This window comes from Dellaglioa carnosa (assembly GCF_026948345.1).
Classification (GTDB): Bacteria; Bacillota; Bacilli; order Lactobacillales; family Lactobacillaceae; genus Dellaglioa; species Dellaglioa algida.
Genome location: NZ_JANXLI010000002.1, coordinates 59836 through 76359, shown reverse-complemented (window position 1 = coordinate 76359; position 16524 = coordinate 59836). Strand labels below are relative to the sequence as shown.

14 protein-coding genes and 1 tRNA gene are annotated in these 16524 nt (G+C 35.8%); 14 read left to right on the top strand and 1 reads right to left on the bottom strand.

Annotated elements, in window-relative coordinates:
* The first annotated feature begins 117 nt into the window (after positions 1-117).
* The 6 genes from N0K80_RS03360 (at position 118) to N0K80_RS03335 (ending at position 6509) form a co-directional block, all read left to right on the top strand.
* Entirely contained in the window at positions 118-2130 is a 2013-nt protein-coding gene (locus N0K80_RS03360; protein WP_269008409.1) for a DHH family phosphoesterase, read from the top strand.
* A gap of 6 nt (positions 2131-2136) precedes the next feature.
* A complete protein-coding gene (gene rplI / locus N0K80_RS03355) occupies positions 2137-2592 on the top strand; it encodes a 50S ribosomal protein L9 (RefSeq protein ID WP_057974146.1) in 456 nt (151 codons plus the stop codon).
* Between the two features lie 85 nt (positions 2593-2677).
* Positions 2678-4069 carry a replicative DNA helicase gene (gene dnaB, locus N0K80_RS03350; protein WP_146343140.1) on the top strand — a complete coding sequence of 464 codons (1392 nt, stop codon included), beginning with the start codon at positions 2678-2680 and terminating at the stop codon, positions 4067-4069.
* A gap of 184 nt (positions 4070-4253) precedes the next feature.
* Entirely contained in the window at positions 4254-5540 is a 1287-nt protein-coding gene (locus N0K80_RS03345) for an adenylosuccinate synthase (protein WP_146343139.1), read from the top strand.
* Between the two features lie 139 nt (positions 5541-5679).
* Positions 5680-6090, top strand: a complete 411-nt coding sequence (locus N0K80_RS03340; RefSeq protein ID WP_269023772.1) for a hypothetical protein — start codon at positions 5680-5682, stop codon at positions 6088-6090.
* A 17-nt stretch (positions 6091-6107) separates the two neighbouring features.
* The gene (locus tag N0K80_RS03335; protein WP_269023771.1) at positions 6108-6509 is read left to right on the top strand and encodes a hypothetical protein; all 402 of its coding nucleotides are present in this window, start codon (positions 6108-6110) and stop codon (positions 6507-6509) included.
* A gap of 188 nt (positions 6510-6697) precedes the next feature.
* Here the strand turns inward: N0K80_RS03335 and N0K80_RS03330 are convergent.
* A tRNA-Lys gene (locus N0K80_RS03330) sits at positions 6698-6770 on the bottom strand.
* Between the two features lie 194 nt (positions 6771-6964).
* Here N0K80_RS03330 and yycF point away from each other — a divergent pair.
* The 8 genes from yycF (at position 6965) to N0K80_RS03290 (ending at position 16430) form a co-directional block, all read left to right on the top strand.
* Positions 6965-7675 (top strand): response regulator YycF, encoded by a 711-nt coding sequence (gene yycF / locus N0K80_RS03325; protein ID WP_057974141.1) that lies wholly within the window; start codon positions 6965-6967, stop codon positions 7673-7675.
* A 21-nt stretch (positions 7676-7696) separates the two neighbouring features.
* Positions 7697-9550 (top strand): cell wall metabolism sensor histidine kinase WalK, encoded by a 1854-nt coding sequence (walK, locus tag N0K80_RS03320; RefSeq protein WP_269023938.1) that lies wholly within the window; start codon positions 7697-7699, stop codon positions 9548-9550.
* On the top strand, positions 9537-10856 hold the full coding sequence (locus N0K80_RS03315; RefSeq protein WP_269023770.1) for a YycH family regulatory protein: 1320 nt from the start codon (positions 9537-9539) through the stop codon (positions 10854-10856). The genes walK and N0K80_RS03315 overlap by 14 nt, the downstream gene beginning before the upstream one ends.
* 12 nt (positions 10857-10868) lie before the next feature.
* On the top strand, positions 10869-11690 hold the full coding sequence (locus N0K80_RS03310) for a two-component system regulatory protein YycI (RefSeq protein WP_146302243.1): 822 nt from the start codon (positions 10869-10871) through the stop codon (positions 11688-11690).
* Between the two features lie 33 nt (positions 11691-11723).
* The gene (locus N0K80_RS03305) at positions 11724-12533 is read left to right on the top strand and encodes an MBL fold metallo-hydrolase (protein WP_112249510.1); all 810 of its coding nucleotides are present in this window, start codon (positions 11724-11726) and stop codon (positions 12531-12533) included.
* Between the two features lie 115 nt (positions 12534-12648).
* Complete coding sequence (locus N0K80_RS03300) at positions 12649-13953, top strand: S1C family serine protease (protein ID WP_057974137.1); 1305 nt, start codon at positions 12649-12651, stop codon at positions 13951-13953.
* 409 nt (positions 13954-14362) lie between these two features.
* Positions 14363-14842, top strand: coding sequence for a 23S rRNA (pseudouridine(1915)-N(3))-methyltransferase RlmH (rlmH, locus tag N0K80_RS03295; RefSeq protein WP_112249514.1), 480 nt, complete (start codon positions 14363-14365; stop codon positions 14840-14842).
* 133 nt (positions 14843-14975) lie between these two features.
* Entirely contained in the window at positions 14976-16430 is a 1455-nt protein-coding gene (locus tag N0K80_RS03290) for an MFS transporter (RefSeq protein ID WP_269026203.1), read from the top strand.
* The last annotated feature ends 94 nt before the right edge of the window (positions 16431-16524 follow it).

Sequence of the window (16524 nt, the reverse complement as noted above, 5' to 3'; positions counted from 1 at the left end):
CAAAAAAGAAGACTATGTAAATAGTCTTCTTTTTTTGTGCCCTAGCAAGATTTGTGCAGTAAAACGGGGAATGTGATAAAATAGATAACATCTAGGATTCAAAGATGAGGAGATACTATGAAAAAGTTCCTTTCAAAAGAGAGGCTTCCCAGCTTCTTGAAGAATGAACGCTTAAGATGGATTGCAATTTTTATTATAATCTTATCTTTATTTAGTGTTGTTCTGTCTTTTACGGTTAATTTCTTTTTAGGACTTATGTTATTAATTATTGCATTGGGTGCTACCAGTGCAAGTATTTATATCATGTCTCAAATTACCGCAAATACGAATGAGTACATATCTGAATTATCATATCGAATTAAACGTGGTGAGCAAGAAGCGCTCATTAAAATGCCAATTGGTATTTTAATATTCAATGAACAAAACGAAATAGAATGGGTTAACCCCTACTTACAGCCTTATTTTGAAAAAAATGATGTTCTAGGTAAAAAAATTGAAGTCGTTGATGAAGAGTTGGCAACGATTATTACCAATAATGTAGAGAACAAAACGGCAGCAACGGTTTCATGGCATGAAAAAGATTTTGAAATGATCATTCAAAAAGATATTCATGTCGCTTACCTGATGGATGTCACGCGTTATTCGGCAATTGAGAAAGAATTTGAGGCAGAACGTGTCGTTATTGGACAAGTCTTCTTAGATAACTACGATGAAGTAACACAATCAATGTCAGATAAAAATGTTTCTAATTTAAGTAATTTCGTCACAAATGAGCTATCTAACTGGGCTCGTCGTTATGGAATGTATTTGAAAAGAACGGACACAGATCGCTTTTTTATCTTAGTACATGCGCATTCTCTGCAACAAATTGAAGAAGAAAAATTTAAAATTTTAGATCGGATTCGCGATCGAACGTCAAAACAAAATTTCCCATTAACATTGAGCATGGGAATTGCGTATGGTGATGGCGATTTAAATTCACTCGCAAAATTGGCTCAAAGTAACTTAGACTTGGCATTAGGTCGAGGCGGCGATCAAGTAGTCGTTAAATCACCTGAGGAACAAGCGAGATTTTATGGTGGAAAAACAAACCCAATGGAAAAACGGACTCGAGTTCGTGCAAGAATGATTTCTCAAGCCTTACAAGAAATTATGAAACCATTGGACCAAGTTTTCGTTATGGGACATCAGAGCCCCGATATGGACTCTGTGGGTGCCTGTCTGGGTATCAGACGAATTGCGTTAATGAATAATATGAAATGTTGGATTGTACTTGATCAAACGGCTATTCATTCCGATGTACAGCGATTAATGGAAGAGTTGGATCAATATCCCGACATTAAATATAATATTATTACGCCTGAAGAGGCATTAGAAAAAGCGACGGAACAAAGTTTATTAGTAATGGTTGATCACTCTAAACCGTCAATTTCTGGAAGCCCAGAACTGTATGAAAAACTTAAAAATCGTTTGATGGTTATTGATCATCATCGTCGCGGTGAAGAGTTTCCCGAAAATCCGATGTTGGTTTACATTGAACCTTACGCATCATCAACTTGTGAATTGATTACTGAAATGTTTGAATATCAATCAAAAGATAGCGAGCCAATTAATAAAATTGAGGCAACCGCAATGTTGACCGGAATTATTATTGATACAAAGTCGTTTTCATTACGAACGGGTACGCGAACATTTGATGCAGCTAGTTATTTAAGATCTGTTGGCGCCGATGCAACAATGGTTCAAGACTTTATGAAAGAAAATGTTGATAGTTACTTGAAAAGAAATCATTTAATTGATAAAGTGGAGTTCATAAATAGTGATTTAGCATTGTGTGTGGGCGAGGATGATACAATTTATGATCCTGTGACAGCAGCACAAGCAGCAGATTCATTATTATCTGTTTCGGGTGTCTCGGCTTCATTCGTTGTAACGAAAAGACCAGATAATCGTGTTAGTATTTCAGCCAGAAGTACGGGTGAAACGAATGTTCAGGTTATTATGGAACAAATGGGTGGCGGCGGCCATTTATCAAATGCCGCAACGCAGTTAACCGGCGTGAGCGTGAGCGAAGCCGCAGAACAATTAGTTAGCATATTAACGACAAAAAAAGATGAAATTAAGGAGTGATCAATTATGAAAGTTATATTTTTGGAAGACGTCCGTGGAAAAGGTAAACGTGGAGAAATTAAAGAAGTTCCAAGCGGTTACGCACAAAACTTTTTAATTAAAAATGGTAAAGCTAAAGTGGCAACAAACTCAGCTATGAGTTCGTTAAAAGGCCAACAAAAGGCTGAAGAAAAAAAAGCTGAAATAGTTTTACAAGAAGCTAAAGATGAAAAGGTTGTTTTAGAAAGTGATAAAACAATCGTTGAATTAACGGCTAAAGCCGGTGAAGATGGTCGTTTATTTGGCTCAATTCCTAGCAAACAAATCGTTCAGGCAATGGAAAAACAATACGGTATCAAAATTGATAAACGTAAAGTTGAACTACCAGAACCAATTCGCGCTTTGGGATTTACAAACGTCCCCGTGAAATTACATGTCGATGTAACAGCAATGATTCGTGTGCATGTTTCGGCCAATAACTAAAGTAGCGTTTATTTGAAAAACTGGGCAAAAGTTGATTTTGCGCCAGTTTTTTTCTTGATTTTGGAAGTAAGGAGAACACTATACAATGAATAATGAACTGTTAACGGACCAAACACCACCGCAAAATATTGAAGCGGAACAAGCTGTCTTAGGCGCTGTTTTTTTAAAGGGTGATGCCCTTATTGAAGCAATGGAATACTTGGAGCCAGAAGACTTCTATCAACGACGTCATCAATTAATATTTGCCGCTATGGTAGATTTAAATGACAGGGATGAAGCAATTGATATTGTTACAATTCAAGATAATTTAACGTCCAGGAATCAAATGGATGACGTTGGTGGTGTCAGCTACATTGTTGAGTTGGCGGGATCTGTCCCAACAGCTGCTAACGTACAATATTATGCTAAAATTGTTGAAGAAAAATCAATGATTCGACGTTTAATTGCTACGGCAACATCAATTGCGACAAAAGGTTTATCGCAAGACGATGATGTGGCGACACTTTTGGATAACGCAGAACGTGAAATTATGAGCGTCTCTGAAAAAAGAAATAGTAGTGGCTTCCAAGCTATTGCGGATGTATTAAAAAGCACATTTACAAATATTGAAAAGTTAGCCAAAGAAGGCGACACGATCACGGGATTATCGACAGGTTATCCTGAATTAGATAAGATGACTGCCGGATTACATGCAGATGAATTAATTATTTTAGCTGCTCGTCCAGCCGTTGGTAAGACAGCTTTTGCATTAAATATTGCGCAAAATGTAGCAACTAAAACGGGAGAATCGGTTGCAATTTTTAGTTTGGAAATGTCAGCAGAATCCCTTGTAAGTCGAATGTTGTGTGCTGAGGGTAGTATCAATGCCAACCATTTACGGACAGGACAACTGGACGAATCTGAGTGGTCTAACTTAATCGTGGCGATGAACTCGTTATCAAAAACAAATATTTTCATCGATGATACTGCAGGATCAAAAATGGCTGAAATTCGTGCAAAATGTCGTCGTTTAGCGAAAGAAAAAAATGGTTTGGGATTAATTGTTGTCGATTATTTGCAATTAATTGAAGGCTCAGGTCGTGAAAGTCGTCAACAAGAAGTATCAGAAATTTCTCGACAAATGAAGAAGTTAGCGAAAGAATTGAGTGTTCCGGTAATCGCCTTGTCTCAATTGTCTCGTGGCGTTGAACAACGTCAAGATAAACGACCAGTGTTGTCAGATATTCGTGAATCTGGGTCTATTGAACAAGATGCCGATATTGTGGCATTTTTATACCGTGACGATTATTATGAACGTGATACAGATGAAGATGAAGACGGAAATTTGCCTGATCCAAGGGATGAAGATGACCAAAATGTTGGTGAAGTTGAAGTTATTATCGAAAAAAACCGTGGTGGTGAACGAGGAACGGTTAAATTGTTGTTTGTTAAATCGTATAATAAATTCTCATCACTTGCGTATATACCTGAAGGTTAAAAAATATCTCGTTAAGAGATATTTTTTTTGCATAAAGTAATAAAAGTTCGTTATATAGCCTATAAATGTTTTATTAAAAACTTAACGTTCGTATTTTACTTGTATTTTAATCGTTTTATTGCTACAATGTCCTAGGATTGTATTTATGAATTACCAAAATATAAATTATGAGGTGGATGAAAATATGTCATCAGTAGTCGTAGTAGGTAGCCAATGGGGCGATGAAGGTAAAGGTAAAATTACAGATTTCTTGAGCCAAAATGCCGATGTTATTTCACGGTACCAAGGTGGCGATAACGCCGGACACACAATTGTATTCGAAGGTAACACTTACAAATTACATTTGATTCCATCAGGTATTTTTTTCCAAGATAAATTAAGCGTGATTGGTAATGGGGTTGTCGTAAATCCTAAAGCCTTGTGTGAAGAACTCGATTATCTTCAAGCGCTCGGTATTAAAGGCGATAATTTACGAATTTCTGATCGTGCACATGTGATTCTTCCATACCATATTCTTTTGGATGGTCTACAAGAGGCTGCTAAGAAAGACGATAAGATTGGAACAACTAATAAGGGAATTGGACCAGCTTACATGGATAAAGCTGCCAGAGTTGGTATTAGAATTGCCGATTTAATGGAAAAAGATACATTCTCAGCCAAATTAAAACTTAATCTAGAACAAAAAAATCGTGAATTTACAAAATTGTATGATCATGAACCACTTGAATTTGATGATATCTTTGAAACGTATTTTGCTTATGGACAACGTCTTAAACAATATGTGGCGGATACATCAGTGATTATTAATGATGCATTGGACGCCGGTAAAAAAGTCTTATTCGAAGGCGCACAGGGCGTGATGTTGGATATTGATCATGGGACATATCCATTTGTAACGTCTTCTAACCCAATTGCCGGTGGGGCAACAACTGGTGCCGGAGTTGGGCCTTCTCAAATTGATACAGTCGTTGGTGTCTGCAAGGCGTATACATCTCGTGTAGGTGATGGCCCATTCCCAACTGAATTGCTTGATGAAATAGGAGATACTATCCGTGAAGTTGGTCACGAATATGGTGTGACAACGAAGCGTCCACGTCGTATTGGATGGTTTGATAGCGTTGTTATGAATCATTCTAAACGTGTCTCAGGTTTAACTAATTTATGTTTAAACAGTATTGATGTATTAACGGGATTAAAAGAAGTTAAAATTTGTACGGCATATGAATTGAATGGCGAAATTATTCATCGTTACCCAGCAAGTTTCAAAGAGTTATCACAATGTAAACCAGTTTACGAAACGTTACCTGGCTGGACTGAAGATATTACTCAAATGAAAACACTCGCTGAATTACCTGAAAATGCCAGAAACTATGTAAGACGAATTGAAGAAATTGTAGATGTTAAAATTTCTACATTCTCAGTTGGTCCCGATCGTGATCAAACAAATGTTTTAGACGACGTTTGGGCATAAGAGAATTACAAGTTATCATCGAAAGACCTAAAATTAATTTTTAGGTCTTTTTTGTTATATTAAAAGCTATTTGGAATGGTTTGAACTGTATTAGCAGTATAATGAATGATGTAAAAAGGGGTTCATGGAGGAGAATAAAATGGATTTAAAGCAATTATTAGACCAACAAACTTATGAGATATTGATTCGAGAATATGGATTACATGACGCTTATATTGACGCGATGACTTATGAAAATACGGGAGACAGTGAGTTAAAAAGTAATATTAGATTAGTTATAAAGTTAACCGATTATGAAGATGAACAGTTGAAAATTGACTTAATCTTTGAAGAAATTTGGCGTATTAATTACAATATGGATCTTAATACTTACAGATATGTGGAGTCAGGTAGGCCGGTATTTAAGGAGAAACTAGGACAAATAATGGATTCTCGAGTTGATTACAGTGACCAAAAATATACTGTCACAATGCGAATGCAGGGAGACTACCGATTAGTTGTGTCAGCAAAAAAATTTAGAATAGAAACGAGACATTTAGAAAATAAATAACTTGGGGAGAAACTAGGATGAAGTTAAAAAAAATTCTGGATAGACAGACGTTTGATCTATTGGATCGTAATTATGGGAACGGATTAGAAAATGCTGACATTGGTGCGATGACGTATGTAAATACGGGAGATAACAGGAAAAAAAGCAATGTTAAATTAGTCATTAAAATGATAGATTTTGAAGGGAAGCACCTGAATTTAATATTTGAAGAAGTTTGGGGTGTTAACCATGACATGGATCTTAATACGTTTAGGAATGAGGAGACCAACGAACCTTTATTTAAAAAGGGATTAGGGCAAGTGGACGGATTTCATATTGACTATGTTGATAGGAACTATCTCATTTCAATAATAACGTATGAAGATTATAGGTTAATTATATCAGCGAAAAAATTTAAAATTGAAACGGAACGTGTTTGAGATTAGTCATTTAACTAAAGGAAAGTTGTTTTAAAAAAGAACTATGGTTGGGATAATTCTAAGGCACCTCAATTATTGAATGGTCCTTTTGTTTCACGTGAAACATTCATAAAAAAGGGCACAAAAAAAGCACCTAGCCGCAGCTAGATGCTTCAACATATCTTGCGATATGTTGGGTTTGGCACCCATGGGTGGTTAGGGGCTCGAACCCTAGACCCACGGATTAAGAGTCCGTTGCTCTACCAACTGAGCTAACCACCCAAACCGTTAATAATAATTCATCAACTTAAATATATTATCATATATTTTTGAAAAAAACAATAACTTTTCAAAAAAAGACTTCTAATGGATGAATGACCGTGTTTGGCAATAACGGTTGAATAGGCTATAATATGAAGGGTTAAGAAGTTGCACACGGATTTAATTTTGCGATTTCCTATAAGGAGGATCATATTATGAAGAAAATATTAGTTGTCGACGATGAGAAACCAATTTCTGATATCGTTAAATTTAATTTAACTAAAGAAGGATACGACGTATATACTGCCTACGATGGTGAAGAAGCCCTAGAAAAAGTTAAAGAAGTCGAACCAGATTTAATTTTATTAGATTTAATGTTACCCAAGGTAGATGGTTTAGAAGTTGCTCGCCAAGTTAGAAAAACTTACGATATGCCAATCATTATGGTGACGGCAAAAGATGGAGAAATTGATAAAGTCTTGGGCCTAGAATTAGGTGCTGATGATTATGTCACGAAACCTTTTTCAAATCGTGAATTAGTGGCCAGGGTCAAGGCCAACTTAAGAAGACAAAAAACAATTGAAAATGTCCAAGCAGAGGAACAGCCACAAAACAGTGAAATACAAGTGGGTCAATTAACGATTCATCCTGAAGCCTACATGGTTTCGAAACATGATGAAAAAATTGAATTAACACATCGTGAGTTTGAATTGTTACACTATTTAGCGCAGCATCTAGGGCAAGTAATGACTAGAGAACATTTACTACAAACGGTATGGGGTTACGATTATTTTGGTGACGTCAGGACGGTTGATGTTACAATGCGTCGTTTGAGAGAAAAAGTTGAAGATAATCCAAGCCATCCGGAGTGGTTAGTAACACGTCGTGGTGTCGGTTATTATATGAAAAATCCAGATTTAGAATAGAGCAGGAGCATAACGATGAAAATGAATCAAAAAATTCGTTTTTTTAGATCTATTCAATTTAAAATAGCCCTCATTTTTGCGTTATTAATTTTAATAACGTTAGAAATTGTCGGGGCTTATTTTGTTAGACAATTAGAGCAACAGAATTTAGACACATTTAAGCAACAAGTGCAGTTACCAACCTATGTTACTAATTCTATTACAAAGGATTTAGCGAATCCGGATGCTTCTGCCGGTAATAAAGATATTAAAAAGATATTGGAAGACGTTAGTAATTCAAGTATCACAGAAATTCGGGTCATTGATAGCAAGGGAACCATCCGCGGGAGCAGTGACTTTAATAATCAGACCGTTGTTGGTCAAAAAACAACGGATGCAACAATTAAACAGGTACTATATACGCCCAAAACATTTGAAAAAAAGATTTATGATGAATCTAACGATAAACGGTATTATGTTTCAATTGTGCCGTTAGTTAATACTTCTGGTAATGCCACGACAACAGTCGGTGTAACGTACGTTAAAGCCAATCTTGAAAATCTATACTCAAATATTAACGATATTACCGTTATTTTTGTGACCGCCTCACTTTTTGCGGCAATTTTAGTTCTTTTAATAACGATTGTTATTTCCCGGGCTATAACTCGACCGATTGACGAGATGAAAAAACAAACGATTCGAATTTCGCGTGGTGATTATTCGGGTAAAGTCCGCGTATATTCTAATGACGAACTGGGTCAATTGGCCGATGCAGTAAATAATTTATCCGTTCGTGTTGAGGAAGCACAAGAATCGTCTGAGGCTGAACGTCGTCGCTTGGATAGTGTTTTATCACATATGACGGATGGTGTAATTGCGACTGATCGTCGTGGGAATGTCATTATAATGAATGAGGCAGCTTCTACTTTATTGGATCAGAATGAAGATGATTCAATTGGAAAATCAATCCTCGATATTCTCGACTTACGTAACCAATATACGTTACGTGATCTATTAGAAAATCAGGATGAAATTATGATTGATTTATCTGACGTAGAGCACGAACAGATTTTAAATGCTTACTTCTCGTTAATTCAGAGAGAATCTGGGTTTATTAGTGGTCTAGTTTGTGTACTTCACGATGTTACAGAACAACAAAAAATTGAACGTGAACGTGAAAGTTTTGTTTCTAATGTTTCACATGAATTAAGAACGCCATTAACGAGTATGAAGAGTTATATTGAAGCGTTAAACGACGGTGCATGGAAAGATCCAGAAGTTGCACCAGGCTTCTTAAAAGTTACACAAAATGAGACGGAACGTATGATGCGTATGATTAATGATTTACTTAATTTATCTCGGATGGACTCAGGAACATCTAAGTTAGAACTTGAATTGGTTAATTTAAATGAACTATTCGGCTACGTCCTGGACAGATTTGACATGATGATTAATGCTGATGACGGTACCGGTAAAAAATATACGATTAAACGTGATTTTACCAAACGTGATTTATGGGTAGAATTGGACACTGATAAAATTGTCCAAGTAATTGATAATATTATGAATAATGCGATCAAATATTCACCAGACGGTGGGGAAATCACCTGTCGTTTATTAGAGACGCATAAACATGTTATTTTAAGTATCTCTGATGAGGGTCTTGGTGTTCCTAAAAAAGATTTAACTCACATTTTTGATCGCTTTTTCCGTGTTGATAAAGCACGTTCAAGGGCGCAAGGTGGGACTGGACTTGGGTTAGCTATTTCCAAAGAAGTGATTGAAATGCATAAGGGCAAGATTTGGTTAGATAGTTCAGAGGGTAAAGGGTCAACCTTCTACATCTCGTTGCCTTATGAATCATATGAGGAGGACCTGTGGGATGAAATTGAGTAAATTTATTTTGCCAACAGTCTTATTTTTATTAATCATGACAAGTGTTGGATTATCATGGGTTATTTGGACGGATCCAACTTGGAATGGTAAAAGTGAGTCAACAAGAACGACTAATTCAACTCAGACTGATTTAACGAAAACTGCAAAATTGAGCGAGGTTTATTCACCAACATCGATTATTTATAATGATGATCAAGAGCAAAATGTCTTATATAGTGAAAAAGTTAATATTATTGCCAATATTCAAAAACAAATGCGTAAATGGGAAGAAACTTCAATTGTTGAGGTTCCAGTTAAAGATGAAAGGGAATACCTCTCTTTTTTGAATGAAAAAAATCAGTTAATGCTCAGTTATTCAGATGAGATTACGATTAGTTTGTTCAATCAAGTCTTTAATCAACAAAATAAAGATTATCAAACACGTCCTTTTGATCGTATCGTTATTCCTCGTAATAATAAACGCAGTATTTATTTGTTGAGTGACAAGGATAAAAAAGTTTACGAAATTTCTTTGAGTAAATCATATAATAAAGACAAAATGATTGATGAAGTTTTAAAAAGTGGGAAATTCTCGCAATTATTGGTTACATTTAAATTGCACAATAATAATATTTTTATGTACTATAATCAAGATTTTAAAGTAGCGCGCTTCCGGTACTTAGTGGATAAACAAACGGCCAGTAAGTATGTTGCTAAACTACTAGGACAAACAAACGGATCAACAGTTAATATTAAGGAAAGTAAAAAAACGAGTACTTATTACGATGGTTCAGACAGACAATTAACTGTTCAAAATGATACAAATTTAGTGTCATTTGAGGATGATAAAGATACAAATCAAGAACAAAAAATCGGTCGTGGAAAAGCGCTAGAACAGAGTTATGATAGTATCAAAAATACGGGTATTGGTCTAGATAACATTCACTTTTATCGATTTAATAGTGACACCATGACAACCGTATTTAGAAGTTACATTGAAGGATTTCCAATCTTCAACCAGACTAAGAATGGTGCGATTGAAGTAGAACGATTATCCAATGGTGGAAACAAGATTAATTTTTCATTGTCAACGTTACAAATTGCCGTTCCATCTGGGAAGGCAGACGTGACGCTACAAAGTACGGAAAAAGTATTGGATGATTTGGTTGCGGCGGGTTATAAAGATTCGGATATTTCCGATATTCAATTAGGTTATCGTTGGGTATCAAGTTCTGATTCTGATTTAGTGGTTGATTTATCGCCTACTTGGTACGTCCGTTACAAAAATGAATGGAAAAATTATGCTGGGTTGTTAAAAATAGACTAGGAGGTGAATTAATTGGATTTTAAACGAATTGAGATTATTTTTATTATTGTTTTTCTTGGTTTGAATATCTTTTTATTCACCTCGCTGCGTCAAAATCAGAAAATTGAAATATCCAGCAGCTCTTCAGCCGGGACAACAAAAACGGGAACAACGCTTAAAGAGATGCGAGAAGATAATATTAAATATGGTAGTGTCTCGAATAAAGTTGGTACTGGTGTATATATTGCTAATAAGGCATCTGATTCGTTAAAAAATGATACAGCACAGTTACAGGAGCAAGTGACAACGTACAAAGATAATACGTTATCAAGTGTTTTTGTGACCCCAATCAGTATTTTAGATGGTGTTAATCCGAATAAAACGATTGATAAAACAATTGTAGATAATAAGAAATTGATTCTACACGGAGCGGATTATCGTTACAATGACAGCCTTTCAACGGACACCGAGGTCGTATATTCGCAAGTTGTTTATGGAAAAATGGTCTATGCGGATGTTGGTTTAATAAAATTTACAATTAAGGAAAATAAAGTCGTTGGATATTCGCAAACTTATATGGCGAATACGGAAAAATTACGTGAGAATGAGTCAATTATTAGCCAACAGCAGGCAATCCTGATATTGTATCAATATAATCAATTTGTCAGTGCAAGTAAGGTGAAGTGGTCCGAGATGGGTTATGCGGAGCTACTGAGTTTGGATAAAAAATATAGCGTCTACATTCCGGTTTGGATTGTGGCAATCAAGAATCCAAGTAATGGCGCAATCCAGTATAAACAAGTTAACGCATTCTCTGGTGCCATCATGAAGGATAGTAATAGTATTTTAAATTAATTGAATATTAAAGGATAGAGGCGTAGACGAGTAATGAATGAAGAGACAGACGACATGAAGATTAGCGTTCTCGCAAGTGGCAGCGCGGGAAATGTCACTTATATTGAAACACCGAAGCATAAGGTACTTGTAGACGCCGGCTTAAGTGGTAAAAAAATAGCGAGTTTAATGACTGATATTGGTCGAGATATTAATGATGTCGATACATTACTTGTGACCCATGAGCACACTGATCATGCTAAGGCTGCCGGTATTCTGGCCCGTAAGTATGATATGAATGTTTACGCGAATGAGTTAACGTGGGATGCTATGGCCCATACCGTTGGTAAAATTCCTGTCGAGAAGAAACATATATTTGATATGGGAAAAGTCATCACATTTGATGATTTGGACGTTGAGAGTTTTGGTGTCTCCCACGATGCTGCTGCGCCACAGTTCTACCAATTCCATCATAATAATAAGTCATTCGTTATTTTAACGGATACGGGATATGTTTCAGAGAACGTTCAAGGGACAATCTCTGATGCAGATGCGTACTTGTTTGAGTGTAATCATGACATCGAGATGTTACGGATGGGTGGTTATCCTTGGTCGTTAAAACAACGTATTTTGGGTGATAAAGGTCATCTGTCAAATGAAGATGGTGCTGATGCGTTGATGAATGTCATGGGTAATCGAACGAAAAAAATCTTCTTGGGTCATCTTAGTAAGGATAATAATATGAAGGAACTAGCTCATTTAACCGTAGAATCAACGATGAAAGAACATGATTTGGCGGTTGGCAGTGACTTTAATGTCTTTGATACGGACCCAGAAAAAGCAACAAAATTAGTTATTTTATAAAAATAATCTTTTTTCAAAATTTGTTCATAAATAGTTCACAATTAATCGTTATTCTTAAGAGAGTAAAAAGACTACGTTTAAGGAGGCAGCGACAAATGTGTCGCGTATATAAAAAATGTCAGATGAAAAGAGAACAGGATCTGGTTTAGGTAAAACAATCGTTACGGCGCTTATCGCGGGTTTAGTCGGTGGAGGAATTGCATTCGGTGGTTACCAGCTTTATCAAAATAATAGTGGTGATAATGGTGCTATAACAACGTCTTCAAATAAGTCAGGAACAACAAAAGTAACAAATGTTAACGTTAAATCTAGTAATGAAACGTCAAAGGCGTTTTCTAAAGTTGAAAATGCCGTTGTTTCAGTAATTTCATATACAAAATCAAGCAGTTCAAGTAATAGCCTGACTGATATCTATGGGACGGCGGGTGATTCTTCTTCAACCGCAACGGAATCTGAATCGAGCGAAGGTTCTGGTGTTATTTATAAAAAATCAGATGGTAATGCTTATGTCGTAACGAATAATCACGTTATCTCTGGTGCAAGTAAAGTTGAAGTTTTATTGAGTAATGGTAAAAAATTAAGTGCCACGGTTGTTGGTAAAGATGCTGTTACGGATTTAGCTGTTTTGAAAATTTCAGCAGACAGCGTCACTCAAATTGCGACATTTGGCGATTCCGATAACATAACTGTTGGTGAAACAGCATTAGCTATTGGTTCTCCACTTGGTTCTGAATATGCAACGTCATTAACGCAAGGTATTATTTCAGCCAAGAAACGGACAATTGATGTCACAAATAGTTCAGGTATTAAGACAGGTCAAGCAACGGTTATCCAAACTGATGCAGCGATTAATCCTGGTAACTCAGGTGGTCCATTAATTAATACTTCTGGACAGGTAGTTGGGATTAATTCGATGAAGTTGGCAAGTACAGCAACAGAATCATCTGCTGGTTCAGGAACGTCTTCAACTTCCGTAGAGGGGATGGGATTTGCTATTCCAAGTAACGAAGTTGTCTCAATTATTAACCAATTAGTTGCCAATGGAAAAGTTAAACGTCCGGCATTGGGTATCTCGCTAATTGATTTAGACTATGTTTCTGCAAGTGATCAAAAGAGTGTTTTAAAATTACCAACGAGTGTTAATTCAGGGATTGTTGCTGTTAAAATTAATAGTGACTCACCTGCTAAGAATGCTGGAATTGGTAAATATGATGTTATCGTTAAGTTAGATGGTAAGAAAGTGGCTGATACTTCAAGTTTACGAGAAGTTTTATATGCTCATAAAATTGGTGATACGGTGGCCGTTGAATTTTATCATAATGGTAAGTTACAGAAAGCCAACATTAAATTGACCTTAGAGGCAACTGATTCAAATACGGGATCAGATACAGCAAGTAAATCAGCATCATCAGCACAATAATTAACTTAGAAATATCCGTAAATTCCTTATTTACGGATATTTCTTTTTATTTTAATTAGAGAATGTGTATAACTAAGTGGACAGATAAAATGATGGGTGTGAGTAACAAGATAAAAGGGCAGTACAAAAGGACTTATTTAATAAAATAGTTATGCACAAATGAGTAGTCAAGTTGTGTGTAACTTTTATTTTTATAAACTTTAAAATAAATAAAGGCTGATATACCGGTAGATAAAGCGTATAATTAAGAAACGTTAAAAGGCGATAAATCTGTGCATAACTAATATAGTGTTGACAAATGGGTGACAAATAAATATAGTGACGAACACATATTCGCCGCAATATGTTGTGGTCTAAAATGTGGATATGTGCGTAACTTTGTGGATAACTTGTGAAAAAGGTGGAAATGATGAATATTAAAATAATTGGTGTCGGTAAATTAAAAGAAAAGTATCTTAAACAAGGAATTGAAGAGTACGCAAAACGATTAAGTAAGTTTTGTAAATTTGAAATTGTTGAAGTAAATGATGAAAAAGCGCCAGAGAAGTTAAGTTCGGCAGAAATGATTGATGTTAAAGGAAAAGAAGGCGAACGAATTCTTAGTAAGATTAAGGATAAAGAATATGTCTACGCACTAGCTATTTTAGGTAAGGAACGTACATCTGAGGATTTCGCTAAAGAAATAGCCGATCTTGGGACGTACGGACATTCAGATATTACATTTGTGATTGGTGGATCGTTAGGTTTGAGCGATGCCGTTTTAAAACGGGCAGATACCCAGATTTCGTTTGGTAAATTTACGCTGCCCCATCAACTAATGCGCATGATTTTAACAGAACAAGTTTATCGAGGATTTATGATTAATGCGGGTAGTCCGTATCATAAATAGATTACTATTTGAAGAAAACGAGCTTAAATTCTCCTTGTCATAGAGTACACTCAAAGGCGTACGATAAAGACAATCAAGATGATTATGAGTTGATAAAAAGGAGAATTTATATATAGTGAGTAAAAAGAATTTAATGATTGTGACCGTTGCATTATTACTTTCCAATGCAATGGCAGGTCTTGATGGCACAATAATCAATACCGCACTACCGGCTATTGTAAGTGATTTACATGGGATTCAGTACATGGGTTGGATTGTCGCGGTATTTCTGTTAGGAATGGCAGTCGCAACACCACTTTGGAGTAAATTTGGTGAACGTGTTGGAAATCGTGGCGCGTATCAATTAGCAACTTTATTATTTGCGGTTGGGGCAGTATTTCAAGCAACATCTAGTAATATTGTCTATTTTTTAATTGCACGAACAATTATGGGAATCGGTGCGGGCGGAATGAATACAATTCCATTTATAATCTACGCGGATATCTACCAAAATATTAAGAAACGATCACAAGTAATTGGCTATGCAACAGCCAGTTACAGTATTGCTTCAATTATTGGTCCTTTAGTTGGTGGGTGGATTGTTGATACATTCAGTTGGCATTGGGTCTTCTATATTAATGTACCAATTGCCCTAATTTCAATTATTACGGTTCAATTTTTCTTTAAAGAACCAGTTAAAAAACGACAAAAAGGAAATATTGATTACTTAGGTGCTGGACTAATGGTTGTTAGTTTGGTTACATTACTGACTGGGATTCAAATGATTGGTGTTGGGTCAATCGAACTTGTTATTGGGCTGATTGTTGTGGGTTTCATTCTAATTGGTGTCTTAGTTAAAGTTGAAGACAGAGCCGTTGACCCGATTATTCCCAACCGACTATTTACAAATAGTAAATTAATAATTGATTTCATTTTATTTGCTCTTTTATGGGGAGCCTTTATTTCATTCAATATTTATATTCCAATGTGGGCGCAAGGATTATTGGGTATGAGTGCGTTAATTGGTGGAGCAACACAAATTCCTGGTGCGTTGACTAACTTAGTAGGTTCATTGGGAGGTCCGTCAATGATTCCCAGATTAGGGAAATATCGCGTTATCACAATTGGGACAATTAGTTTTATTATTTCATTTGCAGGGATGTTAATTGTTGGAATAACCGTCCCTTTTTGGTATTTATTATTAATGGGCGCCTTCGAAGGATTTGGATTAGGGATGTGTTTCAATGTCTTACAATTGAGCGTTCAGCAAGATGCCGAAGGGCGAGATGTGCCAATTGCGACTTCATTTGCCTATCTTTTACGTATTTTGAGTCAAACATTTATGTCTTCAATTTACGGGGTTATTCTCAATCATGCACTAATAGAAGGGGTTAATAAGTCACACGGGAAAATTTCAATGGATATGTTAAATAAATTAAGTGATTCTAAGAGTGTTTCAAGTCTTCCGAAGCAATTAATTCCTAAAATGCGCCAAATTATGTATACAGGATTACATAACATTATGATTATCGCAACAGTATTATTGGTTATTGGATTACTATTTAATTTATGGATCCAAGCTAAATCAAAGAAGCAAAGTACTAACTAAATACCAATAGTAATCTTCTTAAAGCGACTAGGCTCAGGTCTGGTTACTTTAAGAGGATTTTTTTAGGTCTATTGATAAATTAAAAAAACTCAGT